Origin of the sequence: Pseudomonas sp. SCB32 (assembly GCF_009189165.1) — a bacterium.
GTDB lineage: Bacteria > Pseudomonadota > Gammaproteobacteria > Pseudomonadales > Pseudomonadaceae > Pseudomonas.
Genome location: NZ_CP045118.1, coordinates 6212614 through 6237239 on the forward strand (window position 1 = coordinate 6212614; position 24626 = coordinate 6237239).

Consider the following 24626-nt stretch of genomic DNA (forward strand, 5'->3'; position numbering starts at 1 on the left):
GACCACGCCGGGGCCCGCACGGCCCCGGCCGGTACGACGGACCTACTTGGCGCAGGCGTGTTTCAGCTCGATCAAGGTCACGCCCGGATGGGCGAAGCCGGCGCGCAGGTCGCGCTCCAGCTCGTCCAGGCTCTGCGGTTCGCGCATCTCGCAGCCGTAGGCGCGGCCGAGCAGGGCGAAGTCCGGGTTGCGCGGCAGGACGCCGATGGGCTCGATGTCCAGGCCGATCATGTCGTCGCGGATCTGCCCCAGCGCATCGTTGTTCCACAGCAGCACCACCAGCGGGCTGTCCAGTTCCTCGGTGGCGGTCGCCAGTTCCTGGGCGGTGTAGAGGAAGCCGCCGTCGCCAACCAGCACCAGGCCCGGACGCTCCGGCGCGCCGAACTTGGCGCCGATGCCGGCGGGCACGCCGTAGCCGAGGGTGCCGTAGCCGGTGGGGTGCAGCCAGCCGCGCGGCGCCTTGCTCGGGTACAGGTAGTTGGCGGTGTAGGCCAGCTGGGTCATGTCGCTGGCGATGAAGGCGTTATCCGGCAGCACCTTGGCGATGCGCTCGAGGATCGACTTGTGGATCAGTTGCAGCGGCGCGTGGCCGGCGTCGATCTGCGCGCGCAGTTCGGCGATGCGCGACTGCGATTGGGCGGCATCGCGGGTGGCGCTCGGCAATGCGGCGAGCAGCGCTTCGGCGGTGGCCTTGGAATCGCCCAGCAGCGCCACGGCGCTCGGGTAGAAGTCATTGAACTTGCGCGAGTCGACGTCGACGCGGATTACCTCGCCGGTCAGCGGCAGGCGCTCGCGCCAGTAGTCGGTATCGGCCATTTCGGTGCCGATGGCGAGCACCACGTCGGCCTCGGCGATCATGTCCCAACCGGCCTGGGTGCACAGGGTGGCGCCCGCGGCGAGCGGCGCTTCCGGCGCCAGCAGGCCCTTGCCGGCGACGCTGGTGAACAGCGGCGCGGCCAGGCGTTCGCTCAGCGCGGCCAGTGCGTCGGCGGCATGCAGCGCGCCGCCGCCGGCGATGATCATCGGGCGCTTGGCGGCCTGGAGTTTATCCACAGCCTGCTTCAGCGCATCGGCGGCAGGCTGGCCACGGCCGGCACGGCGCACCACTTCGTTGGTCCAGTCGCGGGCGACCGGGTTGGCGAGCACGTCCAGCGGCACCGAGATGTGCACCGGGCGCGGGCGCTCGCTGTCGAACACGGCGTAGGCACGGGCGATCAGTTCGGGCAGGTCTTCGGCGCTCAGGGCGACGGCCGAGAACGCGGTGATCGGCGCGGTCATGGCGCGCTGGTCCTGGGTCTCGTGCAGGCAGCCCCAGCCCTTGCCCAGGCTGGCGGTGTGGTTGACGCTGGAAATCACCAGCATCGGAATGGAGTCGGCGTAGGCCTGGCCGATGGCGGTGGCGGCGTTGGTCACCCCCGGGCCGGTGATGATGAAGGCCACGCCGGGCTTGCCGCTGACGCGCGCATAGCCGTCGGCCATGAAGCCGGCGCCCTGCTCGTGGCGGGTCAGCACGTGGCGGATGCCGCTGCCGGGCAGGCCGCGGTAGAGCTCCAGGGTGTGTACGCCGGGAATGCCGAATACGGTGTCGACGCCGTAGTTGGCCAGCAGGCGGACCAGGGCCTGGCCGCCGGTGAGGTTCTTGTTGTTCTGCATGTTCACTCCTCGAAGTGTTTTTTGTAGGAGCGAGCTTGCTCGCGAACAAATCCCGCTGCGGGGCTGTTCGCGAGCAAGCTCGCTCCTACAGGTACGGTCATTCGGCGACGCGAATCAGCGCATCCACCGCCACGGCGCCTTCGGCGTCCGCCAGCAGCGGGTTCACATCCAGTTCCAGCAGGTTGTCCACATGCTCGCAGGCGTAGTCGGCCACTGCGCGCACGGCTTCCACCAGCGCCTCCAGGTTCACCGCCGGGCGACCACGGAAGCCGGTGAGCAGCGGCGCGCTGCGCAGGCTCAGCAGGGCATCACGAATCGCCGCGTCGGTGGTCGGCAGCAGCAGGCTGCGGCTGTCCTTGAGCAGTTCGACGAGGATGCCGCCGGCACCCAGCACCAGCGCCAGGCCGAAGCCGTTCTCGCGCTTGATGCCGACGATCAGCTCGGCCAGCGGCGGATTCGCCATGCTCTCCAGCAACACCTGGTCGAAGGGCACATCCGGCGCATGGCGGGCGATGTTTTCGCGCATGTCGAACAGCGCGGCTTCCAGCGCCGCCTCGTTGCGCAGGTTGAGCGCCACGCCGCCGGCCTCGGTCTTGTGCGGCAGCTGCGCGCTGACCACTTTCAGCGCCAGCGGGAAGCCGACGTCGGTGGCCGCCTCGCGGGCCTGGGTCGGCGTGCTCAGGGCTGCGCGCGGCAGCGGCAGGCCGAAGGGTTTCAGCGCCTGCTTGGAATTCCACTCGTCCAGCAGGCGGCCTTCGCCGTCGATGGCCTGCGGGCAGAGCGGCACCAGGGCGGCTTCGCCACGGGCCAGCAGTGCTTCGCGACGCTGGCGGTAATGGGCGATGCGGCCCCAGGCGGCGAGACCGTCTTCCACGCCTTGCAGCGCGGCGACGCCATGGGAGTGCAGCAGTTCGCGGGCATGCTTGGGCAGCAGCTCCGGCAATGCCGAGGCGATGAAACCGACCTTGCCGTGACGTTCCAGCGCAGCGCAGTACAGCTCCAGCAGCAGGTCGCACTGCGGGCGTTCGCCGGTTTCTTCGCCGGGATAGTCGAGCACCAGCAGGGCGGCATCGGCTTCGGTCTGCAGGGCGCTGTCGAGCATGCGCTGCAGTGCCGGGCCGTCGCCCCAGATGGCGGTGGTGAAGTCCAGCGGGTTGGCGATGTTGGCGTAGTCCGGCAGCACCTGGGCCAGCTCGGTGCGCTGGGCGTCGACCAGCTTGGGCAGGGCCAGGCCGTTGCGTTCGGCGTAGTCGGCGATCAGCCCGGCGTCGCCGCCGGAGCAGGCCAGCGCGGCCAGGCTCGGGCCGGCCGGCAGGTTGCCGCAGGCGGCAGCCTTGAGGGTTTCGATGAAGCTCACCGGGCCGCTGACGCGGATCACCCCAAGGCGGTCGAACAGCGCGTCGTACAGCGCATCGGAGCCGGCCAGGGAGCTGGTATGGCTGAGCGCGAGCTCGGCGCCGATCTCGGACACGCCGGTCTTCAGGGCGATCACCGGGATGCCTTTCTGCAGCGCCTTGAACGCGGCGCGGGCGAAGCCGGGGACGTTCTTCAGGCCTTCCAGGTGCAGGCCGATGGCGGTAACGCGCGGCTCGTCGAGCAGCACGTCCATCAGTTCGGCCACGCCCAGCTGCGCCTGGTTGCCCACCGAGGCCATGTAGGCGATCGGCAGCGAACGGTCGCTCATCGACAGGTTGTAGGCGAAGTTGCCGCTCTGGGTCAGCACCGCCACGCCCTTCTCCACCAGGTGCCCGCCGTGGGCCACCGGCCACAGCGCTGCGCCGTGCAGGTAGTCGAGCAGGCCATAGCAGTTGGGGCCGAGCAGGGCCATGTCGCCGGCGCTGGCGAGCAGGCGGCGCTGCAGCGCTTCGCCTTCCTCGCCGGTTTCGGCGAAGCCGGAGGCGTAGCAGATGGCACCGCCAGCGCCCTTGGCGGCCAGTTCAGCCACGGCCTGCACGGTCAGGTCGCGGTTGGTGGCGATGAACACCGCGTCCGGGCCTTCGGGCAGTTCGGCGATGCTGCGTACGCAGTGCACGCCTTCGAGTTCGTCGTATTGCGGGTTGACCAGCCACATCTGGCCGGCGAAGCCGCCTTCGGCGCAGCGCTTGAGGGCGCGCGCCATGCTGCGGCCGCCGATGAAGGCCAGGTGCCGGGGCGCCAGCAGGCGCTGGAGGTTTTCTCTTTTCATGTCAGGTCTCGACAGTGTGTATCCCTCGGCCAGCCCCTCTCCCCGCGGGAGAGGGGGGACGCAGGATCAGCGCAGCAGCGGGCGCAGCAGTTCGCGGGAAATGATGTGGCGCTGGATTTCCGAGGTGCCTTCCCAGATGCGCTCGATACGGGCGTTACGCCAGATGCGCTCCACCGGACCCTCGTCCATCAGGCCCATGCCACCGAAGATCTGCACGGTCTCGTCGGCCACCTTGCCCAGCACTTCGCTGGCGAACAGCTTGGCCATGCCGGCCTCGCCGTCGGTCATGCTGCCGCGGTCCATTTTCCAGGCGGTGTGCAGGGTCATCAGCTCGGCGGCGCGAATCTGCGTGGCCATGTCGGCGAGCTTGAAGGAGATGCCCTGGTAGCTGCCGATGGCCGCACCGAACTGCTTGCGGTCGGCCGACCACTGCAGCGCCAGATCCATCGCCCGCTGGGCCTGGCCGACGCAGTTGGCGGCAACCATCACGCGGCCGGCGGTAAGCCAGGCGTTGGCCACTTCCCAGCCTTTGTCGACTTCGCCCAGGACCTGGGAGGCCGGTACGCGGCAGTCGTCGAAGAAGATTTCGTAGGTGTGGTAGCCCTTGTTGCTCACGCATTTCGGGCCACGGCGCACGGTCATGCCGGCGGTGCCCTTGTCCACCAGGAAGGCGGTCACGGCGTTGCGCTTCTTGCCATTGCGCTCGAAGGTATCGGTCACCGCGAAGACGATGGCGAAGTCGGCGTGGCCGGCGTGGCTGATGAAGTGCTTGGAGCCGTTGATCACGAAGTCCTCGCCGTCACGCACGGCGCGGGTCTTGATCGAGTTGGCGTCGGAACCGGCGCCCGGCTCGGTGAGGGCGAAGCAGTCGATCTTCTCGCCCTGCACCACCGGCAGCAGGTAGTCCTGGATCTGCTGGCCCTTGCAGGCCATGAGGATCTTCGAGGGACGCGCGACGAACACGTGCAGCGCCCAGGAGACCTTGGACAGCTCGCGCTCGACCAGTGCCTGGGACAGGTAATCGAGGCCGCCGCCGCCCACTTCCTCGGGCATGTTGAAGGCGTAGAAGCCGGCCGCCAGGGCCTTGCCGCGAATCTGTGCGGCCAGCTCCGGGGACACCGCGTCGGCGCGGTCCACTTCTTCTTCGTAGGGCAGCAACTCTTTCTCGACGAAGGCCTTGACCGCTTCGACGAGCATTTCCTGTTCTTGAGTCAGTTGGAAATCCATCACATCACCTGCAGCCGTTAGCGGCCTTTGAATTGGGGAGAGCGTTTTTCGGCCACGGCGCGCAGCGCCTCAGCGGCATCTTCACTGCGGCCGCAGAGCAGCCCGGCGGCCTGTTCGGCCTCCAGTTGCTGGGCCAGGGTGCGGGCGGCGCCGTCGCGCATCAGGCGCTTGGTCTGGGCGAAGGCGAAGGTCGGACCGGCGGCCAGGCGCGCGGCGAACTCGCCGACGTGCGCAAGCAACTGCTCATCGGCGACTACTTCGCTGACCAGACCTGCGTTCAGGGCGCGCTCGGCGTTCCACAGCTCGTCGAGGAACAGCAGGCGCTTGGCCGCTTCGCTGCCGATCAGGCGCGGCAGGTGCCAGCTGGCGCCGGCGTCCGGGCAGTAGGCCATGCCGGTGTAGCCGGCCTTGAAGCGGGCGGAGGCGCCGATGACGCGGAAGTCGCAGCACAGGGTCAGGTCCATCCCGGCGCCGACGGCGGTGCCGTTGACGGCGGCGATGGTCGGCTTGTCCAGGCCGTGCAGGCGGCGCATCAGGGCGTGGGCGGTTTCGGTCCAGCCGTAGGTTTCCAGCTCGCCACGGGCTTCGGCCTCGGCCCATTCGGCGAGGTCGGCGCCAGCGCAGAAGCTGCGGCCCTGGCCGGTGAGCACGATGACGCGCACCGCCGGGTCCGCCTCATGGGCGTCGAGCAGGGCGTGCAGGTTCTTGAGCGTCGGGATGTCCAGCGCGTTGCGCTGTTCGGGACGGTTCAGGGTGATCCAGGCGATGCCGTCCTGGACCCGGCTGAGCGGGGATGCTTGAGTCATGCGGCCCTCATTCTTGTAGACGATTGTGTTGAGGCGTTGGCGCCAATACTAAACAAGTGTTCAGTAAGACGGCAATCCACCCGAAAGGGGGGCTTGTAACGACACGCGGACAGGCGGGAACGCCGCGCGGCGCGGGGGCTGCCGGCGTTCAGGGGGGATTTGCGGGGACGGTTGTTACAACTTCGAACAATCGCGCAGGGCGGCGCGGTGATGGCTCACCGCGTGGAGGTCAGTCCTGGCTGTGCACCACGACCAGCAGCTCGGCCTGTTCGTCGCCCAGGGAGCGCAGGCGATGCGGTTTCTGCGCATTGAAATGGAGCGCGTCGCCGGTTTCCAGGGTCAGGCGTTCGGACATGAAGTCCACTTCAACCCGGCCGCGATGGACGAAGATGAACTCTTCACCCAGGTGTTCCTTGAAAGTCGAATGGCTGAAGTCCGCTGGCGGATAGACGATGAACGGCAGCAGCGCACGGTCGCCGATCTGCCGCGCCAGCGAGGCATAGGCCGGGCCCTCGGCATCACGCGCCAGCGACTGCCGCTCGCTGCTGCGCACCAGGCTGTAGCCCTCGGCGGCGACTCCCTCTTCAGCGAACAGCTCCTCGACCTGCACGTTGAGCGCCTTCGACAGCTTGAGCGCGGTGGCGATCGACGGCGTGTTCAGGCCGCGCTCGACCTTGGACAGGTAGCTCTTGGTCATGCCGGTCTTCTCGGCCAGCGTCTCCAGGGTGATCCCCAGTTTTTTTCTCAGCAATTTCAATCGCATGGACATGCAGAACGCCCCTTGCCGGCGCTATAGGAAACTTTACCCTTGCACATGACACCTTGTGTCATATAGCTTGATCCGTGTCATCTCGCACTGCCCGAAATGACCGCGAGCCCCACTCGCGTCCATCCCGAACCACAGAGGAAGACTTCCATGGCGACCACCATGCACCTCCCCAAGGACCAGCTGATCCAGCACGCCGAACGGCAGATGCAGACCAGCCTTGCGGATAATACGTGGACTGCGCGGCAAAAACTGGCCCTGACCTGCCGCATTCTCTTCGACGGCGGCCACGACTCCGGGCTGGCCGGCCAGATCACCTGCCGCGCGGAGACACCTGGCTCCTACTACACCCAGCGCCTGGGCCTGGGCTTCGACGAGATCTCCTCCGGCAACCTGCTGCTGGTCGACGAAGACCTGAAGGTGCTCCAGGGCCAGGGCATGGCCAACCCGGCCAACCGCTTCCACAGCTGGGTCTACCGCGCCCGTCCCGACGTCAACTGCATCATCCACACCCATCCGCTGCACGCCGCCGCGCTGTCGATGCTGGAAGTGCCGCTGGCGGTGTCGCACATGGACCTCTGCCCCCTGTTCGACGACTGCGCCTTCCTCAAGGACTGGCCGGGCGTGCCGGTGGGCAACGAGGAAGGCGAGATCATCTCCGCCGCCCTGGGCGACAAGCGCGCCATCCTGCTCTCCCACCACGGCCTACTGGTGACCGGTTCAAGCATCGAGGAAGCCTGCGTGGTGGCGATGCTGTTCGAGCGCGCCGCGAAGATGCAGCTGCTGGCCATGGCCGCCGGCGAGATCAAGCCGATTCCGCAGGCCTTGGGCAAGGAAGCGCACGACTGGATCTCCACGCCCAAGCGCCACGGCGCCGCCTTCAGCTACTACGCCCGGCGCAGCTTGCGCGAGCACGGCGAATGCCTGTGCTGATCGTCCGCCCATATCTCTGACGCGTCCCACTCATCCTCAAGTGCTCCAGGTGCAACCATGTCCTCAACCATCCTCCACGGCATCATCGGCTACACCATCACGCCCTTCGGTCCGGACGGCGAGCTCGACCTGCCCGCCCTTGGCCGTTCCATCGAGCGACTCCTCGCCGGTGGCGTACACGCCATCGCGCCACTCGGCAGCACGGGCGAAGGCGCCTACCTGAGCGACCCGGAATGGGACGCGGTGGTGGAATTCAGCCTGAAGACCATCGCCGGCCGCGTGCCGACCATCGTCAGCGTGTCCGACCTGACCACCGCGCGCACCGTGCGCCGCGCCCGCTTCGCCGAACGGCTCGGCGCCAGCGCGGTCATGGTGCTGCCGGTGTCCTACTGGAAGCTCAACGAAGCGGAAATCCTTGCCCACTACCGCGCGGTGGGCGAGGCGATCAGCATCCCGGTCATGCTCTACAACAACCCCGGCACCAGCGGCACCGACCTGCCGGTGGAGCTGATCCTGCGAATCGTGAAGGAGGTGGCGAACGTCACCATGGTCAAGGAGAGCACCGGTGATATCCAGCGCATGCATCGCCTGCGCCTGTTGTCGAACGGCGAGGTGGCCTTCTACAACGGCTGCAACCCGCTGGCGCTGGAAGCCCTGGTGGCCGGGGCGAAGGGCTGGTGCACGGCAGCGCCGAACCTGATCCCGCAGCACAACCGAGAGCTGTACGACGCGGTGCAGGAGGGACGCATGGAGGATGCGCGGGAATCGTTCTACCGCCAGCTGGCGGTGCTGGACTACATCACCCGCCGCGGCCTGCCGACCACCATCAAGGCCGGCCTGCGCATGACCGGGCTGGATGTCGGCGTACCGCGCCTGCCGCTGCAGGAGCTCGACGGCGATGGCCAGCGCTACCTGCAGGGCCTGCTGAAAGCGCTGCAGTGAGGGTATGGAGGCCCCACCCGCGTCATGCGCGGGCGGGGCATTCCATGGGTCAGTTCACGCCCAGCGCGGCCTCGCTGACCACCTGCGGACGCTTGCGCTTGAGCACGTAGTACGCCAGGTAGCAGGCCGCCATGAAGCCGAAGCCCCAGTACAGCGACGGACGCTGGGTCGGGTCCATGGCGAGGAACACGAACAGCGAGCAGCAGATCGCGATGCACGCCAGCGGGATCAGCGGGAACAGCGGCGCTGCGTACTTCAGGTCGGCCACGGTGCCGCCCTTGGCGATGTGCTCGCGGCGGAAGCGGTACTGGGCATAGGCGATGACGATCCAGGTGACGGTGCCGGACATCCCGCTCACCGCCATCAGCACCATGAACAGGGTGTCGGCGGCGACGATGCTGGTCAGCAGCGACAGCAGGGCGAACGCCAGGCTGATCAGCAGCGCATAGAGCGGCACGCCACGGGCGCTGAGCTGGGACAGCTTGCGCGGCGCCATGCCGGTCTTGGACATGGCCCAGAGGATGCGGGTGGACGCGTAGAGGCCGGAGTTACCCACCGACAGGATCGCGGTGAGGATCACGAAGTTCATCAGGTCGGCGGCGTAGGGAATGCCGACCATGTCGAACACCTGCACGAAGGGGCTTTCCATCAGGCCGGCCTGCTTCCACGGCACGATGCAGGACAGCACGACGATCGCCAGCACGTAGAAGATCAGCACGCGGAACACCACGTTGCGCACGGCGCGCGGGATGCTCTTTTCCGGCTGGTCGGTTTCACCGGCGGCGACGCCCATGATCTCGCAGCCCTGGAAGGCGTAGACCACCGTCATCATCACCGCGAACACGGCGGACAGGCCATTGGGGAACAGGCCATCGCTCATCAGGTTGGAGAAGCCCGGCGCGGCGGCGCCGCTGTTCAGCGGGATGGCGCCGAATATCACCAGCACGCCGACCACGATGAAGGCCAGGATGGCAGCGACCTTGATACCCGAGAACCAGTATTCGGCCTCCCCGAAGGCGCGGGTGGCCAGGGCATTGAGGGAGAACAGCACGACTACGAAGAAGCCCGACCAGAGCCAGATCGGCACCTCGGGGAACCAGCGGGTCATCAGCATGCCGGCAGCGGTGAATTCCAGGCCGACGGTGGAGGCCCAGCTCATCCAGTACACCCAGCCGATCATGAATCCGGTGGCCGGGCCGATGAAGCGCGTGGCGTGCGCCTGGAAGGAACCGGAGACGGGCATCTGCACGGACAGCTCGCCCAGGCAGACCATCACCAGGTACATCAGCAGGCCCGCGACCAGGTAGGCGAGGATGGCGCCCATGGGGCCACCGGAGCCGATGGTGACGCCCGAGCCCATGAACAGGCCGGTGCCGATCACGCCGCCCAGGGACAGCATGAAGATGTGGCGGCTCTTCAGCGCGCGGGTGAGTTGAATCTTCTCTTGCGACTCAGACATGGCGCACCTCCAGGGAATGGCGGGCGCGGCTGAGCGGAACTCTACGTTGGATCATTGTTGTTATCTCCAATCTGTCGAGGCCGTGGCTCGGGCACGGATGCCACCGGATTATTGGAAGACGATGTAAGACGCCGTTGTTCGGCGGGATCGAAGTTGTAGAAAGATGTAAGGAATTTGTGCAGGGCGCGTGGGGCGGGGCTTTCAGGGGATTGGCTTGGGGTAATGGTGGGCTTGTTCGCTAACCACCACGGCTGAAGATTCAACGGTAGGAGCGCGCCATGCGCGCGATCGCGGGCATGGCCCGCTCCTACAAGGAACAGTGCCTGGATCAGCGCGTAGTCCGTCCACGCGGAAGCTACGCCTGGTCGCCCTTCAAAAGTTCGAAGGCCAGCGCCCTCTCGCGCTCCAGCCGCTCGGCCCATCCGCCGAGGGAATCACCGGCCAGCGCCGCCTGCTCCAGCTCACCCAGGCCATCCCCCAACGCACGCAAGCCCATCGACCGGCAACTCCCCGCCAACCGGTGGGCCAGGCCGGCCACCTCCACGGCATCCTCCTGGCGCAGGGCATCCAGCAACAGCGGCCACTGTTCGTCCAGCAGCTTCCACAGGCTGGCGAGCAGCTCGTTCAGCTTGTGCTCACCGAGCAACCGGCGATGGGTATCCAGCACCTGGCGATCCAGCGGCCCGTTATCCACAGCCTCGGGCAGGGGCGCCGAGGCCACGCCGGACAGCGCGCGACGCAGGTCGTCCAGGCGCAGCGGCTTGCCCAGTACGCCCTGCATTCCCGCCTCGAAATAGCGGCGGACCATCCCCGGCTGCACGCTGGCGGTGAAGGCGTGGATCGGCGTGTCCGCGTTGAGCCCGCCAGGCTGCTTGCGGATCGCCCGGCACAGGTCGAGGCCGGTCATGCCCGGCAGGTGCATGTCCAGCAGGATCAGGTCGAAGGTCCGCTGAGCGGTGAGCGCCAGCGCAGGCTCCGCGTCGTCGGCCAGGTAGACGTGGTGACCATCGCGCTCCAGCAGCCCCTGGGCGACCTCGCGGTTGAGGGCGACGTCCTCCACCAGCAGCACCTCCAGCGCCAGCGCCCGCTCGGCGACCAGCGGAGCGCGCGGGACCAGCCCCGGCGCCAGCGCGATCTCGAACCAGAAGGTGCTGCCCTCGCCTTCCAGGCTTTCCACGCCGATCTCGCCGCCCATGGCTTCCACCAGGCGCTTGCTGATCGCCAGCCCCAGGCCGGTGCCGCCGTAGCGCCGCGCCACCTCGTCGCTGGCCTGGGTGAAGCGCTGGAAGATCTTCTCCTGCTGCTCGGCGGAGATGCCGATGCCGTCGTCGATCACCGCGAAACGCAGGCGCTGCGCGGCCTCGCCATGCGCCAGCAGCGTCACCTCCAGCAACACCTCGCCGTCCTCGGTGAACTTCACCGCGTTGGCCAGCAGGTTGCTCAGGACCTGGCGAAGGAACTGCTCGGCGCCCCGGCAGGCGTCCTGCACCCGCGGATCGACGCGCAGGCGCAGGCTGATGCCGTTGTCGGCGGCACGCGGCTCCAGCAGCGTCACCACGTCATCGAGCAGGCGGCGCAGGGAGAAGTCCAGCGGCTCCGGCTGGCTGGCGCCGTCTTCCAGCTTGGCGAAGTGCAGCACCTCGTTGAGGATCGCCAGCAGCCCCTCGCCAGCGGTGGACAGCGCCTGCAGCCGGCGCCGGTCCTGCGCGCCCAGGGGCGCGGCGCGCAGCAGCTCGGCCATGCCGAGGATGCCGTTGAGCGGCGTGCGGATTTCGTGGCTCATGGTGGCGAGGAAGCGGCTCTTGGCGCGGTTGGCCTCCTCCGCGTCCTCCTTGGCCCGGCGCAGGCTGGCGGTGCGCCGCTCGACCCGGCGCTGCAGTTCATCGCGCTTGCTCTGCAGGGCGGCGCGGTCGGCCTCACGGCGCCTGAGCTCGGCGCGCAGGGCGCGGCGCAGGTCGTCGAGGGCGTCGGCCACGGTGTCGATCTCGTCTTCCTTGCGGCGCTTGTGCAGCGCCAGCTCGGTCTGCAGGTCGCCCCCGGTGAGGCCCCGGACGAAGTCGGCCATGACGCGCAGGTGACGGGTGACCAGGCTGTGGAACAGCCAGCTCAGCGCCACCGCCAGACCACAGAGGAACACCGCCATCCACAGCAGGTTGGTCAGGCCTCCGTGCAACAGGCGACGGTAGACCGCGCCGAGGTCGATGCTGATTTCCAGCTCGCCCAGCGCGCGGCGCTCGCCGTCCGGCGGCTGGAAAGCCAGGGCGTAATGCTCGACGCGGAGCGGACCGTGGGGGGCGTCGGCGTCCTGTACCAGGTTGAAATCGGCGCTGCGCAGGCGCACCCGGGCAATGTCGGGGAAGTCCGCCAGGCCGTGCAATTGCACGTTGAGCTGCTCCTGGTTGAGGTCCCAGAGGCTGCGCTCGAAGCTGGCCAGGTAGCCGACACGGATCAGCTCCAGGCGCGCATCGATATCACGCATCTCGCGGCGGTATTCGAAGTACAGCTGCACCGTACTGGCCAGCACCGTGAAGCACAGGCTGAACAACAGCACCCGCAGCAGCAGGCGCCGGGCCAGGCCGCCGGGCAGCTTCAACGCGGCACCCCGTCGCCGGCGAGCATGGCACGGTAGCTACGCTCGCTGTCATCCAGCCAGCGCGCCACGCTGCCGTCGTCCACGCGCTTCTTGAGCACCGCGTCGATCTCGTCCATCCGCGCGGCCAGCGGCGAATGGCGGGAGACGGCGATGCGCAGGTAATCCACGGTCAGCGGTCTGGGCAGGGCGACGATGTCCTCGCCGCCGGCCAATTGCTCGACGAACAGGGTGCCGGTGCGCCGCTCGTGGGCGATGAAGTCGATGCGCTGGCGGATCAGCTTGCCGAAGTTCTGCCGGCTGTCGGAGACCCATTCGACGTTGCCGTGCTCGGCCACGAAGCGGTCGAACTCCGGCCCGTAGCTCTCGCCGAAGAGCAGCCCGCCGCGGTAGTTCGCCAGGTCGCCGAGCTGCTCGAAACGCACCGGCTTGCGGCGGTTGTAGAAGATCGCCACTTCTTCGCGCAGCACCGGCACGCGGGAGAACAGCAGGCCGTTGTCGCGCTGCGGGGTCTGGTAGGCGAGTACCAGGTCGACACGGCCCTCGGCGGCGTCCAGCAGGCAGCGCTTCCAGTTGCCCAGCACCACGGTCTGCACCTCGTAGCCCAGCTCGCCGAGGACGCTGCGCACGGTCTGTGGCGCCAGGCCATGAACTTCGCGGCCGTCGCTCCAGGAAATGGGCGGGTAGACGGGGTAGTCGCAGTAGCGGATCGGCTGCGCGGCGCTGGCGTTGGCAGCCACTGCCAGCAACGGCAGCAGCAGGCACAGCACGGCCAGCCAGCGCATGGCTCAGGCGTCGACGGGCGTGGCGGTGAACAGGTAGCCGGCGCCGTGGATGGTGATGATCAGCTCGGGCTCGGCCGGGTCGTCACGCAGCTTGCGGCGCAGGCGGCCGACCAGTACGTCGATGGAGCGGTCGTTGGGCAGCCACTCGCGGTTGCGGATCTGGTCCATCAGTTGGTCGCGGCTCAGGGTGTGGCCGGTGTTGCGCAGGAACACGCAGAGCAGCTGGAACTCGCCGTGGGTCAGCGGGGTTTCGCTGCCAACCGGGTCGATCAGGCGGCGGCGGTCCGGGTCCAGCGTCCAGTGGGCGAAGCGCTTGTGGTTCTGTCGCGCCGGCTGGGCAACCGGGCCCTGGCGGGCGTGGCGCACACGGCGGATCAGGTTCTTCGCCCTCGACACCAGTTCACGCGGGTTGAGCGGCTTGATCACGTAGTCGTCGGCGCCGCATTCCAGGCCGACGATGCGGTCGATGTCGTCGTTGCGTCCGGTGATCAGGATGATGCCGACCTCCGAGCGTACGCGCAGTTCGCGGGTCAGGGTCAGGCCGTCCTTGCCGGGCAGGCGGATGTCGAGCATCACCAGGTCGATGGGCTGGTCGCCGCGCTCGGCCTCGGCCAGGCTCGCTTCGGCCTGTTCGGCGGTACCCGCGCAGAGCACGTCGTAGCCTTCCTCGCCGAGGTAAGCCTGGAGGAGCTCGCGAACCACCGGATCGTCGTCGACGATCAGTACACGGGAAGTCATCGCAATACCCTGCTGACGCCACCGCTCGGTGCGGGGCAATTCTTGTTATTAGTCTAGAGAGGTCTGTAGGACCGGTCCTGCGGACGCAGCAGGTTACCGATCGCTGAACAATCGATCAACAGGCCGCCGCCGCACGGCTGAAGCGCTGCCGACCACCCTGCTGCAGGCCGTCGACCCAGGCCTCGCAGATCTGCACACCCTGCTCCGGGGTGAAGGTGTTCGGGTTCAGCCCGGACTCCAGCCACAGGCCGTCGAGCAAGGCGCTCAGGGCAATGGCGGCGAGCTCGGCGTCGAAGTCGGACCAGCCCTGCTCCTTCGCCAGCTCATTCAGCGCCTGCGCCAGCAACGAGCGGTACTCACCGTAGGAATGGTCGTGCGCCTTGTTGATCTCCTCGGCGGTCTTCACCGCGCCCCAGAACGCCAGCCAGGCATCCAGCAGCTGCGGGTCGAGCAGCTCGGCGGAGAACGACGCGCGGAAGAACGCCGACAGCCGTGCGCGGGCATCGGGCGCCGCCTCGGCGATGGCTTCGCGCAAGAGCTGCATCACTCGCCCGGTCACGGTCAGGTAGGCCTCGGCCACCAGTTCGTCCTTGCCCGAATAGTGGTGGTTGATCAGCCCCACGGAGACCCCGGCCTCAGCACAGATCTTGCGGATCGACGCGCCCTGGAAACCGTGGCGCTTCAGGCAGGCGAGCGTCGCCTCGATCAGTAGCGCCTTGCGCTGTTCGGGCTCCAGTCGGGAAAAGCGGACTTCCTGGTTCATTCCTGTGATTCCGGGTAGGGGATGGGGAGAATCTGAACGATTGTTCGACAAGATGCCAGTCCCAGGGTCCGTAGTTGCTTCGACCGGTGCGTCGAAACGTCGACGGATCCTACCTACCCGTTCGGGGAATGGTCCGCCAACCGGGGCTGGCCGAGAGTGGCCCCATCAGCGAACACAACAACAACAGGTGGACTGACATGCAGAAAACCCTCGCTGCAGTACTCAGCGCGGCACTGGCGACCTTGCCGGCACTGGGTCACGGGGAAGAAAGCAGTAGCGCCAATACGCTGCGGCTGTACAACTGGTCGGACTATATCGGCGAACACACCATTGCCGATTTCGAGAAGGCTACCGGGATCAAGGTGGTCTACGACACCTTCGACTCCTACGAAACCGTGCAGGGCAAGCTGCTGCCCGGCCGCTCCGGCTACGACCTGGTGGTGCTCAACGCCGCCCTGGTACCGCCGCTGCTGAAAGCGGGCGTGTTCCAGCCGTTGGACAAGTCCCGGCTGCCCAGCTGGAACAACCTCGATGCGGACGTGCTCAAGCACCTGGACCACTACGATCCGGGCGTGAAGTACTCGGCGCCCTACACCTGGGGCAGCAACGGCATCACCTACAACATCGAGAAGATCAAGCAGCGCATGCCGGATGCGCCGATCGGCTCGCTGGCGATGCTGTTCGATCCGAAGATCGTATCGAAATTCGCCGACTGCGGCGTGACCATCATCGACTCGCCCACCGACGTGATCCCGCTGGCCCTGACCTACCTCAAGCGCGACCCGAACAGCGCCGCCCCCGAGGACCTGAAAGCCGCCCAGGACCTGCTGCAATCGATCCGTCCGTACATCCGCAAGTTCGACTCCACCAGCTACCTGAACGGCCTGGCCAACGGCGACCAGTGCATGGCCATGACCTGGTCCGGCGACTACGCGACCGCCCAGGCCCGCGCCGACGAAGCTGGCGCCAAGGTGAAGCTGGGCTACTTCGTGCCCAAGGAAGGCTCGCTGATCTGGTTCGACGACTTCTACATGCCGGCCGACGCGCCGCACGTGGAGAACGCCCACAAGTTCATCGAATTCATGCTCCAGCCCAAGGTGGCCGCCGGCGTCAGCGACTACATCCGCTACGCCTCCAGCAACGCCGCCGCCATCCCGCTGCTCACCGACGCGGTGCGCAACGACCCGGCGATCTACCCCGACGCCGAAACCCGCGCCCGACTGTTCACCCAGAAAGTGCAGGACCCCAAGGCCACCCGCCTGATCACCCGCACCTGGGCCGCTGTGAAAACCGGAACCTGACGGACCGCGACTAACCCGCCCCGGCCTGAGCGCCGGGGCACGGGGAGAAGGCTCTCCCCCCACGAATAACCGAAAGACGAAAGGTACAGACGATGAACACCCCAACCCCAGCCTTCTTCGCCCAGTTCAACGACGAGCAGCTGGTCGCCGCCGACAAAGCCCACTACATGCACGGCTACCACGTGTTCGACGACCACCGGGTCAACGGTGCGCTGAACATCGCCGCCGGCGAGGGCGCCTACATCTACGACACCAAGGGCAATCGCTACCTGGACGCCGTGGGCGGCATGTGGTGCACCAACATCGGCCTGGGTCGTGCGGAAATGGCCGACGCCATCGCCGAACAGGTGCGCCAGCTGGCCTACTCCAATCCCTTCTGCGACATGGCCAACGTCACCGCCATCCAGCTCTGCGAGAAGCTCGCCGAACTTGCGCCGGGCGACCTGGACCACGTCTTCCTCACCACCGGCGGCTCCACCGCCGTGGACACCGCCTACCGGTTGATCCAGTACTACCAGAACTGCCGCGGCAAGCACGCCAAGAAGCACATCATCAGCCGGGTCAACGCCTACCACGGCTCGACCTTCCTCACCATGTCGCTGGGCGGCAAGGTCGCCGACCACCCGGCCGAGTTCGACTTCTTCAAGGACTACATCCACCACATTTCCTGCCCCAACCCCTACCGCGCGCCGGAAGGGATGACCGAAAGCGATTTCCTCGAATTCCTGGTCAAGGAATTCGAAGACAAGATCCTGGAGCTGGGCGTCGACAACGTGGCGGCCTTCTTCGCCGAGCCGATCATGGGCTCGGGCGGCGTGATCATCCCGCCCAAGGGCTACCACAAGCGCATGTGGGAGGTCTGCCGGCAGTACGACGTGCTCTACGTCGCCGACGAAGTGGTGACCTCCTTCGGCCGCCTCGGCGCCTTCTTCGCCTCCGAGGACGTGTTCGGCATGCAGCCGGACATCATCACCACCGCCAAGGGCCTGACCTCCGGCTACCTGCCGCTGGGCGCGTGCATCTTCTCCGACCGCATCTGGAAGGTGATCGGCGAAGCCGACAAGGGCCGCTGCTTCGCCCACGGCTTCACCTACAGCGGGCACCCGGTGAGCTGCGTCTCGGCGCTGAAGAACATCGAGATCATCGAGCGCGAAAACCTGCTGGAGCACGTCAAGGATGTCGGCACCTACCTGGAGCAGCGCCTGCAGGAGCTGGCCGGGTTGCCGCTGGTGGGCAGCGTGCGCTGCCAGAAGCTGATGGCCTGCGTCGAATTCGTTGCCGACAAGCGCACCAAGGCGCTCTTCCCCGAAGAGCTGAACATCGGCGAGAAGATCCACCTGCGCGCCCAGGCTCGTGGCCTGCTGGTCCGGCCGATCGTGCACCTGAACGTGATGTCGCCGCCGCTGACCATCACCCGCGAGCAGGTCGACGAGATCGTCGACACCCTGCGCGAGTCGATCCTCGAGGCCGCCGAAGACCTCAAGCGCAGCGGTGATTACGTGGGGAACTGATGAGCGATCCGAGGATTTTGCCTACACCCCGGCAGCCCTTTAGACTGCCGGGTATGAGCGAATCCCAAGCACTGAGCGAATCGTCCGACGCACCGGCCCTGCATGCCTGGCATGCGGGGCTGGCGCGCGCCATGGGCAGCGTCGGCGACGTCGTCTTCGTCGAACGCCTGGCCGAGGCGCTGGACTGCCTGGTGCCGGTGGAGTCGGTGATGCTCGGCCTGGAACAACGCGGCCAGCCGCCGCAGCCGCTGTACCAGCGCGGCATAGTCCCGGAACACCACGAAGGGCTGATCGATCGCTACTACGCCCGCGGCTACCTGCTCGACCCCTTCTGCCTGGCCATGGAAGACGGTCTCACCGAAGGCTTCTACCCGCTGGCCGACATCGCCCCGGACGACTTCTTCGCCAGCGAGTACTACAAGACTTACTACCTCAAGTTCGGCTGCACCGAGGACTGCCACTTCATCATCGACCTGGGCGCGCAGCGCAAGGTCTCCCTGTGCCTCTACCAGGGCCGCAGCGGCGCGCGCTTCAGCGAGACCCAGCTGGACCTGCTGGCCGGCGCCCTGCCACTGGTGCGCGAGCTGATCCTCCAGTTCGAGCGCAACGGCGGCCTCGACCTGCTGCTTGCCGGTCGCGGCGAGGGCAACGCGCAAGCGGCCCAGGCGCCGCTGAACCGGCACATCCGCGCCGCCTTCATGAACTTCGGCGCCGATCTCCTGACCGAGCGCGAACGGGAAATCGCCCACCTGTTGCTGCGTGGCCACTCGGTGAAATCCAGCGCGCGGGTGCTCGACATCTCCCCGGAAACGGTGCGCATGCACCGCAAGCACCTCTACACCAAACTGGAGATCAACTCCCAGGCCGAACTCTTCTCGCTGTTCATCGACTGGCTCACCGGCGGCGTGACCGCTGCCTGAACCTAGGGCGTACAACCGTTTCACCCGGCTCATCGTCAACGTCACGTGCAAATTCGAAGCACCCGTAAACCCAGCTCCGAGTTCAGTCCCAACGTGATCGGGAACCCAGTCAAAACGGCGTATAACGCAGAGCGTCATCCGCCCTGCACCCGGCCCGGCCGCCGTGCAGGAATAGTCGTGGATCGAGAACGCATCGAACTCAGCCGATGCAGCGCCGGCTGAGAAAATCTGCCAACCTATGCTATTTCCCGCTGTCTGATCCGTGCCCCACCACCAGGAGAGCTACCCGATGCGCCACTGGCTACCCGCCCTGCTACTGGCCGCCACCCTGCCGTTGCACGCCGCCGAGACCAAGCCCACCTACGGTCCCGAACTGGAGCGTTTCCAGTACGCGTTTCCGGTCGGCCATTACAGCTTCGTCTCCCAAGGCCATCACATGCACATGGCCTACATCGACGTGAAGCCCAAGCAGCAGGCCAACGGTCGTACCGTGGTGTTGCTGCACGGCAAGAACTTCTGCGCCGGCACCTGGGAAAGCACCATTGCCGCACTGAGCAACGCCGGCTACCGGGTCGTGGCGCCGGACCAGGTGGGCTTCTGCAAGTCCACCAAGCCCGAGCGCTACCAGTACAGCTTCGGCCAGCTGGCGAGCAACACCCACGCCCTGCTGGACCACCTGAAGGTCGGCAAGGTCACCCTGCTCGGCCACTCCACCGGCGGCATGCTCGCCACCCGCTACGCGCTGATGTACCCGCAGCAGGTCGAGCAGCTGGCGATGGTCAACCCCATCGGCCTGGAAGACTGGCAGGCCCTCGGCGTGCCCTACCGCACCCCGGACCAGTGGTACGAGCGCGAGCTCAAGACCAGCGCCGACAGCATCCGCCAGTACGAACAGGCGACCTACTACGCCGGCCAGTGGAAGCCGGAGTACGACAAGTGGGTAAACATGCTCGCCGGCCTGTTCAACGGCACCGGCCACGAGCGCGTGGCGTGGAACTCGGCGCTGCTCTACGACATGATCTTCACCCAGCCGGTGGTCTACGAATTCGGCCAGTTGAAGATGCCGACCCTGCTGCTGATCGGCACCAAGGACAACACCGCCATCGGCAAGGACATCGCCCCGCCCGAGCTCAAGGACAAGCTGGGCAACTACGCCGAACTGGGCAAGCAGACCGCCAAGGCGATCCCCAACGCCACCCTGGTCGAGTTCGACGACATGGGCCACGCGCCGCAGATCCAGGACCCCAAGCGCTTCAACGACGCGCTGCTCAAGGGGCTGGCTGATCTCAAGCACTGAAATCCCAGAGAACCGTAGGATGGGTAGAGCGCAGCGAAACCCATGCTGTCGCTGCACCAGATCAATGGGTTTCGCGCGGCTCTACCCATCCTGCGTCGCTGCGTCCGACTGACTCTGTCGCGCGGCCGCCCCTCACCCCGACCCTCTCCCAAAGGGAGAGGGTGCTGTCCGTACCGGCTGGCGCCAAGCTCTCCTCCTGCATTGATCGGTCCCCTCTCGTTCAGGAGTGGGGCGCGCAGTCAGGGTTAGAGTGAGGGCCAGCACAGACACCGGGCCCGGCCTGCAGGATCGAGGGGCGCGCGAGCAAGCTCGCTCCTACGAAAGACACCGCGACGCTCAGCCCAAATAAAAACGCCGGCTCCCCTCACGGCGAGCCGGCGTCGAGTGCCCCCGAGCCCCGTCAGCCCAGGTTCTTGCCCAGCAGCGCGTGGTACAGCTCGCTGTCGCCGAGCACGCCCACCACGCGGCTTTTTTCCTGCAGCACCAGCTTGTGGCCGGTCTGGTAGCGGATCTGCAGCGCATCGCGCATGCGGATGTTGACGTCCACCAGGGTCGGCTCGTGCTTGAGCTTCTCCACCGGATCGCCCGGCTGCCACTGCTGCAGGTCGATGATGTTGCTGCCCAGGCGCGCGGCCTTGATCTGGTTGGTCTCGGTCAAGCCGAGCCAGCAGTCGCGGCCCTGGTCGAAGCACACCTCGTCGGCCTGACGGCGGCACTGGTCCAGGCCACGCATCAGGCTCGAACCGCACAGCACGTTGAGCGGGTTGGTGTGGGCGACGAAGGTACGCACGTAGTCGTCCGCCGGGCTGAGCACGATTTCCTCGGGCTTGCCGTGCTGGATGATGCGGCCGTCCTTCATGATCGCGATGCGCGTACCGATCTTCAGCGCCTCGTCCAGGTCGTGGCTGACGAAGACGATGGTCTTGTGCAGCTGGCGTTGCAGCACCAGCAGTTCATCCTGCAGCTGCTGGCGGATCAGCGGGTCCAGCGCGGAGAAGGGCTCGTCCATCAGCAGGATGTCGCCATCCATCGCCAGCGCGCGGGCCAGGCCAACGCGCTGCTGCATGCCGCCGGACAGCGAGTCCGGACGCTTGTCGCGCCATTGCGACAGGCCGACCAGCTCCAGCTTCTCGTCGATCACCTTCTTGCGCTCGTTCGCCGGGCGGCCCTGCATCTCCAGGCCGAAACCGATGTTCTCGGCCACGGTCAGCCAGGGCATCAGGGCGAACTTCTGGAACACCATGGCGATGCGCTTGGTGCGCATGGTCTTGAGCGTTGCCGGCGAGCAGTTGGCGATGTCCACCTGCTGGCCTTCATGCTCGATCAAGAGCTTGCCGCGGCTGACCCGGTTGAGGCCGTTGATGCAGCGCAGCAGGCTGGACTTGCCCGAGCCGGAGAGCCCCATCATCACGCAGATTTCGCCGCGGTTGACGTCGAGGTTGGCGTTCTCCACACCCAGTACCTGGCCGGTGCGCTTGAGGATTTCCTCGCGGCCCATGCCCTGGTCCAGCAGCTTGATGGCTTCCTTGGTGTGGGTGCCGAAAATCACATCCACATGTTCGAATCGAATCGCCGACATAGTGCTTACCTCCCCCGCAGCGAACGTTGCTTGCACACCCGGTCGAGCAGGATGGCGAGCAGGACGATGGCCAGACCGGCCTCAAAGCCGAGGGAAATGTCCGCCGTGTTGAGCGCGTTGACCACCGGTTTACCCAGGCCATCGGCACCCACCAGCGCGGAGATGACGACCATCGACAGCGACAGCATGATGCATTGTGTGACCCCGGCGCCGATGCTGGGCATGGCGTGGGGCAGTTCGATACGGGTCAGCAGCTGCCAGCGCGAGCAACCGAAGGCCTTGCCGGCGTCCATCAGTTCCGCCGGCACGTCCTGGATACCCAGGCAGGTCAGGCGGATGGGCGCGGCGATGGCGAAGATCACCGTGGAGATCAGACCCGGAACCACACCCAGGCCGAACAGGGTCAGGGTGGGGATCAGGTAGACGAAGGTGGGTACCGTCTGCATCAGGTCCAGCAGCGGCCGTAGCGCGGTGTAGAACCAGGGCTTGTGCGCCGCCAGGATGCCCAGCGGCACCCCGATGGCAATGCACACGACCGTGGCGAAGATCACCTGCGCCAGGGTCTCCATGGTTTCCTGCCAGTACCCCAGGTTGAGGATCAGCAGCAGCGAGGCCAGGGCGAACGCCGCCAGGCCCCAGCTGCGCTGGATGTAGAACACCACAATTACCATTAGCGCGATCAGGGCCAGCGGGTTGAACCAGAGCAGGCTGTTGGTGACAGCGTGAATCAGGAACTCAAGGGTGTCGGAGATCTTGTCGAAAACAGCCGCGCCATGCTGGGTGAGCCATTCGACGAAGGCGGCGATATGTGCACCCAGCGGGAGCTTGTGGTCAGTCAGAAACATAATGCGGGCCCATCAGAAGCTTGAGGAATCGGCCAACGGCAATTTCTTCGGCACTTATTTCGCGAATGCCACCTTGGCTGCCGCCAAGGCCGGTTTGCCGTCACGGGTGGTCACGCCGGCGAGCCAGGCGTCGAGCAGTTCCGGATGGTCCTTCAACCAGGCTTTGGCCGCCTCTTCGGGCTTCTTGCCCCCGTTGAGCACGGCGTCCATGAGCTTGTTTTCCATGTCCAGGGTGAAGGTCAGGTTGGTCAGCAGCTTGCCGACGTTGGAGCATTCCTGAACATAGCCCTTGCGGACGTTGGTGTAGATGGTCGCGCCGCCGTAGTTGGGGCCGAATACGTCATCCCCGCCTTCGAGGTACTTCATCTTGAAGCGGGTGTTCATCGGATGCGGTTCCCAGCCCAGGAACACGATCCACTGGTTGCGGCGGTCGGCGCGTCCGACCTGCGAGAGCATGCCGGCCTCGCTCGACTCGACCAGCTTGAACTTGCCCAGGCCGAACTGGTTCTTGTCGAGCATGCCCTGGACCAGGCGGTTGCCGTCGTTGCCCGGCTCGATGCCGTAGATCTTGTTCTCCAGCTTGTCGGAGAACTTGGCGATGTCGGCGAAGCTCTTCAGGCCGCCGTCATAGGCCGCCTGGGTGACCGCCAGGGTGTACTTGGCACCTTCAAGGTTGGCCCGAATGGTTTCCACAGAGCCGTTGTCGGTGTAGGGCTTGATGTCGTTGGCCATGCTCGGCATCCAGTTGCCGAGGAATACGTCCATGTCCTTGTTCGCCAGCGACTTGTAGGTCACCGGTACGGACAGCATGGTCACCTTGGTGGTGTAGCCAAGCGATTCGAGCACCTGGCGGGTGGTAGCCGTGGTCACGGTGATGTCGGTCCAGCCGACGTCGGAGAAGCGAACCGTGCCGCACGACTCAGGTTCAGCGGCCTGAACCGCCAGCGGCGCGCAAATGGACACAGCCAGCAGCAAAGACTTGCAACCTTTCATGGACGTACTCCTCTGCGGATGGGGCGCCGACGCGTCCCGCAGTGGGCGCGGCGGTTTCTTGTTTTATTGGTAAGGCCGGAGATTCAGGCCCTTTTCTTGTCATTTCGTGATCGATCATGGAACAGGAAAAATTCGCCGCATACCGGGTGCGTCGCAACCAGTGCAGGCGAAGTCGCATTCAGCACCAGGCATGTCGCATCCAATCCAAAGGCCCGGTCCAGGCGACCTGCGCGGGTCGCCGTCAGTCGTTGGCAACGGCCTTCGACCCCTGCGAAGCACTCGGTGCGACACCCTGCAACCACACGTCCTGCATCTGCGGATTGGCCTTCAGCCAGGTCTTGGCGGCCTGACGCGGATTGTGCCGCTCGTTGAGCACCGCATCCATCAACTGGTTCTCCATCGCCAGGTCGAACTTCAGGTTCTTCAGCAGCCGCGCAACATTCGGGCACTCCTGAAGATAGCCTGCCCTGACGTTGGTGAAGACCGTGGCGCCGCCATAATTCGGCCCGAAGTAGGCATCGCCGCCCTCCAGGTACTTCATTTGCAGACGCGTATTCATCGGGTGAGGTTCCCAACCGAGGAACACGATCGGCTGTTTCAGCGCCCCGGCGCGCTTCACGTAGGCCAGCATGTCGGCCTCGCTGGACTCCACCAGCTTGAAGTCGCCCAGGCCGAAGGCCTTTTCCCGGATCATTTTCTGGATCAGCTGGTTGCCGTCGTTGCCCGGCTCGATGCCGTAGATGCGGCCGCCCAGTTGGTCCTTGAATTTCGCGATGTCGGCAAAGCTCTTCAGCCCCGCGTCATAGGCGTACTGCGGCACCGCCAGGGTGTACTTGGCACCTTCGAGGTTGGCCCGCACGGTTTCCACCGTGCCCTTGTCGGCGTAAGGCTTGATGTCGTTCGCCATGCTCGGCATCCAGTTGCCGAGGAACACGTCGATCTTGCCCTCCGACATGGCCTTGTAGGTATCGGGCACCGACAGGCGCACGACCTGGGTACGGTAGCCCTGGTGGGCGAGCACCAGGCGGGTAACCGCCGTGGTGACGGTGATATCGGTCCAGCCCACGTCGGCGAAACGCACGACGGCACAGGATTCAGGCTCGGCAGCCCGGGCAACGCCCGGCAGTACCACGGATAACGCCAACAGCGACGACACAAGACTCTTCATGAGACCAGCCTCTGACTGCGGAGAAAGGGGGCGCGCACGGTCCGATACCGTTCGTCGGGGTCGGATCATGGAACAAGGCCCAATCCCACGCCTATCGACCAATCGACGTCCGAGCACCGAATGTCGTTGCCAGACATGCTCTCGTCGCCGACGGAACACCAGCTC

20 protein-coding genes are annotated in these 24626 nt (G+C 66.3%); 6 read left to right on the top strand and 14 right to left on the bottom strand.

Translation table 11 applies throughout. The annotated features are described in order from the left end of the window. Positions 1 to 42: 42 nt before the first annotated feature. The 5 genes from GA645_RS28305 to GA645_RS28325 all read right to left on the bottom strand — a co-directional run bounded on the left by GA645_RS28305 (position 43) and on the right by GA645_RS28325 (position 6640). Positions 43 to 1653, bottom strand: coding sequence for a 5-guanidino-2-oxopentanoate decarboxylase (locus GA645_RS28305; protein ID WP_152227685.1), 1611 nt, complete (start codon positions 1651 to 1653; stop codon positions 43 to 45). A gap of 97 nt (positions 1654 to 1750) precedes the next feature. After that, positions 1751 to 3838, bottom strand: a complete 2088-nt coding sequence (locus GA645_RS28310; RefSeq protein ID WP_152227687.1) for an acetate--CoA ligase family protein — start codon at positions 3836 to 3838, stop codon at positions 1751 to 1753. Between the two features lie 66 nt (positions 3839 to 3904). Further along, positions 3905 to 5065: an acyl-CoA dehydrogenase family protein gene (locus tag GA645_RS28315; protein ID WP_152227689.1), complete on the bottom strand. Its 1161-nt coding sequence runs from the start codon at positions 5063 to 5065 to the stop codon at positions 3905 to 3907. A gap of 17 nt (positions 5066 to 5082) precedes the next feature. Beyond that, positions 5083 to 5871 (bottom strand): enoyl-CoA hydratase/isomerase family protein, encoded by a 789-nt coding sequence (locus GA645_RS28320; protein ID WP_152227691.1) that lies wholly within the window; start codon positions 5869 to 5871, stop codon positions 5083 to 5085. 229 nt (positions 5872 to 6100) lie between these two features. Continuing rightward, positions 6101 to 6640, bottom strand: coding sequence for a helix-turn-helix domain-containing protein (locus GA645_RS28325; protein ID WP_152227693.1), 540 nt, complete (start codon positions 6638 to 6640; stop codon positions 6101 to 6103). Between the two features lie 147 nt (positions 6641 to 6787). On the opposite strand from GA645_RS28325, the gene GA645_RS28330 reads away from it, so the two are divergent. Beyond that, positions 6788 to 7570: an aldolase gene (locus GA645_RS28330; RefSeq protein WP_152227695.1), complete on the top strand. Its 783-nt coding sequence runs from the start codon at positions 6788 to 6790 to the stop codon at positions 7568 to 7570. 57 nt (positions 7571 to 7627) lie between these two features. After that, positions 7628 to 8512: a dihydrodipicolinate synthase family protein gene (locus GA645_RS28335; RefSeq protein WP_152227697.1), complete on the top strand. Its 885-nt coding sequence runs from the start codon at positions 7628 to 7630 to the stop codon at positions 8510 to 8512. A 49-nt stretch (positions 8513 to 8561) separates the two neighbouring features. On the opposite strand, the gene GA645_RS28340 is transcribed toward GA645_RS28335, so the two are convergent. The 5 genes from GA645_RS28340 to GA645_RS28360 all read right to left on the bottom strand — a co-directional run bounded on the left by GA645_RS28340 (position 8562) and on the right by GA645_RS28360 (position 14847). Next, positions 8562 to 9971 (bottom strand): amino acid permease, encoded by a 1410-nt coding sequence (locus GA645_RS28340; RefSeq protein ID WP_152227699.1) that lies wholly within the window; start codon positions 9969 to 9971, stop codon positions 8562 to 8564. A 355-nt stretch (positions 9972 to 10326) separates the two neighbouring features. Further along, positions 10327 to 12564 (bottom strand): ATP-binding protein, encoded by a 2238-nt coding sequence (locus GA645_RS28345; protein WP_152227701.1) that lies wholly within the window; start codon positions 12562 to 12564, stop codon positions 10327 to 10329. After that, positions 12561 to 13346: an ABC transporter substrate-binding protein gene (locus tag GA645_RS28350; protein WP_152227703.1), complete on the bottom strand. Its 786-nt coding sequence runs from the start codon at positions 13344 to 13346 to the stop codon at positions 12561 to 12563. The genes GA645_RS28345 and GA645_RS28350 overlap by 4 nt, the downstream gene beginning before the upstream one ends. A 3-nt stretch (positions 13347 to 13349) precedes the next feature. Next, on the bottom strand, positions 13350 to 14090 hold the full coding sequence (locus GA645_RS28355) for a response regulator (protein WP_152228366.1): 741 nt from the start codon (positions 14088 to 14090) through the stop codon (positions 13350 to 13352). A 109-nt stretch (positions 14091 to 14199) separates the two neighbouring features. Continuing rightward, positions 14200 to 14847: a TetR family transcriptional regulator C-terminal domain-containing protein gene (locus tag GA645_RS28360; protein ID WP_152227705.1), complete on the bottom strand. Its 648-nt coding sequence runs from the start codon at positions 14845 to 14847 to the stop codon at positions 14200 to 14202. Positions 14848 to 15044: 197 nt separating this feature from the next. On the opposite strand from GA645_RS28360, the gene GA645_RS28365 reads away from it, so the two are divergent. The 4 genes from GA645_RS28365 to GA645_RS28380 all read left to right on the top strand — a co-directional run bounded on the left by GA645_RS28365 (position 15045) and on the right by GA645_RS28380 (position 19876). After that, positions 15045 to 16148 (top strand): polyamine ABC transporter substrate-binding protein, encoded by a 1104-nt coding sequence (locus tag GA645_RS28365; RefSeq protein WP_152227707.1) that lies wholly within the window; start codon positions 15045 to 15047, stop codon positions 16146 to 16148. A gap of 92 nt (positions 16149 to 16240) precedes the next feature. After that, entirely contained in the window at positions 16241 to 17659 is a 1419-nt protein-coding gene (locus GA645_RS28370; RefSeq protein WP_152227709.1) for an aminotransferase, read from the top strand. 53 nt (positions 17660 to 17712) lie between these two features. Beyond that, on the top strand, positions 17713 to 18579 hold the full coding sequence (locus GA645_RS28375) for a helix-turn-helix transcriptional regulator (RefSeq protein ID WP_152227711.1): 867 nt from the start codon (positions 17713 to 17715) through the stop codon (positions 18577 to 18579). Between the two features lie 289 nt (positions 18580 to 18868). After that, entirely contained in the window at positions 18869 to 19876 is a 1008-nt protein-coding gene (locus tag GA645_RS28380) for an alpha/beta fold hydrolase (protein WP_152227712.1), read from the top strand. A gap of 400 nt (positions 19877 to 20276) precedes the next feature. Here GA645_RS28380 and choV read toward each other — a convergent pair whose 3' ends face one another. From choV to GA645_RS28400, 4 genes are all read right to left on the bottom strand, one after another. Beyond that, positions 20277 to 21455, bottom strand: a complete 1179-nt coding sequence (gene choV / locus GA645_RS28385) for a choline ABC transporter ATP-binding protein (RefSeq protein WP_152227714.1) — start codon at positions 21453 to 21455, stop codon at positions 20277 to 20279. 5 nt (positions 21456 to 21460) lie between these two features. Next, positions 21461 to 22300 carry a choline ABC transporter permease subunit gene (gene choW, locus GA645_RS28390; RefSeq protein WP_152227716.1) on the bottom strand — a complete coding sequence of 280 codons (840 nt, stop codon included), beginning with the start codon at positions 22298 to 22300 and terminating at the stop codon, positions 21461 to 21463. A gap of 54 nt (positions 22301 to 22354) precedes the next feature. After that, on the bottom strand, positions 22355 to 23293 hold the full coding sequence (locus GA645_RS28395; RefSeq protein ID WP_152227718.1) for a choline ABC transporter substrate-binding protein: 939 nt from the start codon (positions 23291 to 23293) through the stop codon (positions 22355 to 22357). 241 nt (positions 23294 to 23534) lie between these two features. Beyond that, entirely contained in the window at positions 23535 to 24461 is a 927-nt protein-coding gene (locus tag GA645_RS28400; protein WP_152227720.1) for a choline ABC transporter substrate-binding protein, read from the bottom strand. Between the last annotated feature and the right edge of the window lie 165 nt (positions 24462 to 24626).

Coding starts and splice junctions, on each gene's coding strand:
- GA645_RS28335 (WP_152227697.1), top strand. CDS start 7,628: ATGTCCTCAACCATCCTCCACGGCATCATCGGCTACACCATCACGCCC.
- GA645_RS28340 (WP_152227699.1), bottom strand. CDS start 9,971: ATGTCTGAGTCGCAAGAGAAGATTCAACTCACCCGCGCGCTGAAGAGC.
- GA645_RS28325 (WP_152227693.1), bottom strand. CDS start 6,640: ATGTCCATGCGATTGAAATTGCTGAGAAAAAAACTGGGGATCACCCTG.
- GA645_RS28360 (WP_152227705.1), bottom strand. CDS start 14,847: ATGAACCAGGAAGTCCGCTTTTCCCGACTGGAGCCCGAACAGCGCAAG.
- GA645_RS28375 (WP_152227711.1), top strand. CDS start 17,713: ATGAGCGAATCCCAAGCACTGAGCGAATCGTCCGACGCACCGGCCCTG.
- GA645_RS28315 (WP_152227689.1), bottom strand. CDS start 5,065: ATGGATTTCCAACTGACTCAAGAACAGGAAATGCTCGTCGAAGCGGTC.
- GA645_RS28380 (WP_152227712.1), top strand. CDS start 18,869: ATGCGCCACTGGCTACCCGCCCTGCTACTGGCCGCCACCCTGCCGTTG.
- GA645_RS28400 (WP_152227720.1), bottom strand. CDS start 24,461: ATGAAGAGTCTTGTGTCGTCGCTGTTGGCGTTATCCGTGGTACTGCCG.
- choV (WP_152227714.1), bottom strand. CDS start 21,455: ATGTCGGCGATTCGATTCGAACATGTGGATGTGATTTTCGGCACCCAC.
- GA645_RS28370 (WP_152227709.1), top strand. CDS start 16,241: ATGAACACCCCAACCCCAGCCTTCTTCGCCCAGTTCAACGACGAGCAG.
- GA645_RS28350 (WP_152227703.1), bottom strand. CDS start 13,346: ATGCGCTGGCTGGCCGTGCTGTGCCTGCTGCTGCCGTTGCTGGCAGTG.
- GA645_RS28305 (WP_152227685.1), bottom strand. CDS start 1,653: ATGCAGAACAACAAGAACCTCACCGGCGGCCAGGCCCTGGTCCGCCTG.
- GA645_RS28320 (WP_152227691.1), bottom strand. CDS start 5,871: ATGACTCAAGCATCCCCGCTCAGCCGGGTCCAGGACGGCATCGCCTGG.
- GA645_RS28365 (WP_152227707.1), top strand. CDS start 15,045: ATGCAGAAAACCCTCGCTGCAGTACTCAGCGCGGCACTGGCGACCTTG.
- GA645_RS28310 (WP_152227687.1), bottom strand. CDS start 3,838: ATGAAAAGAGAAAACCTCCAGCGCCTGCTGGCGCCCCGGCACCTGGCC.
- GA645_RS28395 (WP_152227718.1), bottom strand. CDS start 23,293: ATGAAAGGTTGCAAGTCTTTGCTGCTGGCTGTGTCCATTTGCGCGCCG.
- GA645_RS28330 (WP_152227695.1), top strand. CDS start 6,788: ATGGCGACCACCATGCACCTCCCCAAGGACCAGCTGATCCAGCACGCC.
- choW (WP_152227716.1), bottom strand. CDS start 22,300: ATGTTTCTGACTGACCACAAGCTCCCGCTGGGTGCACATATCGCCGCC.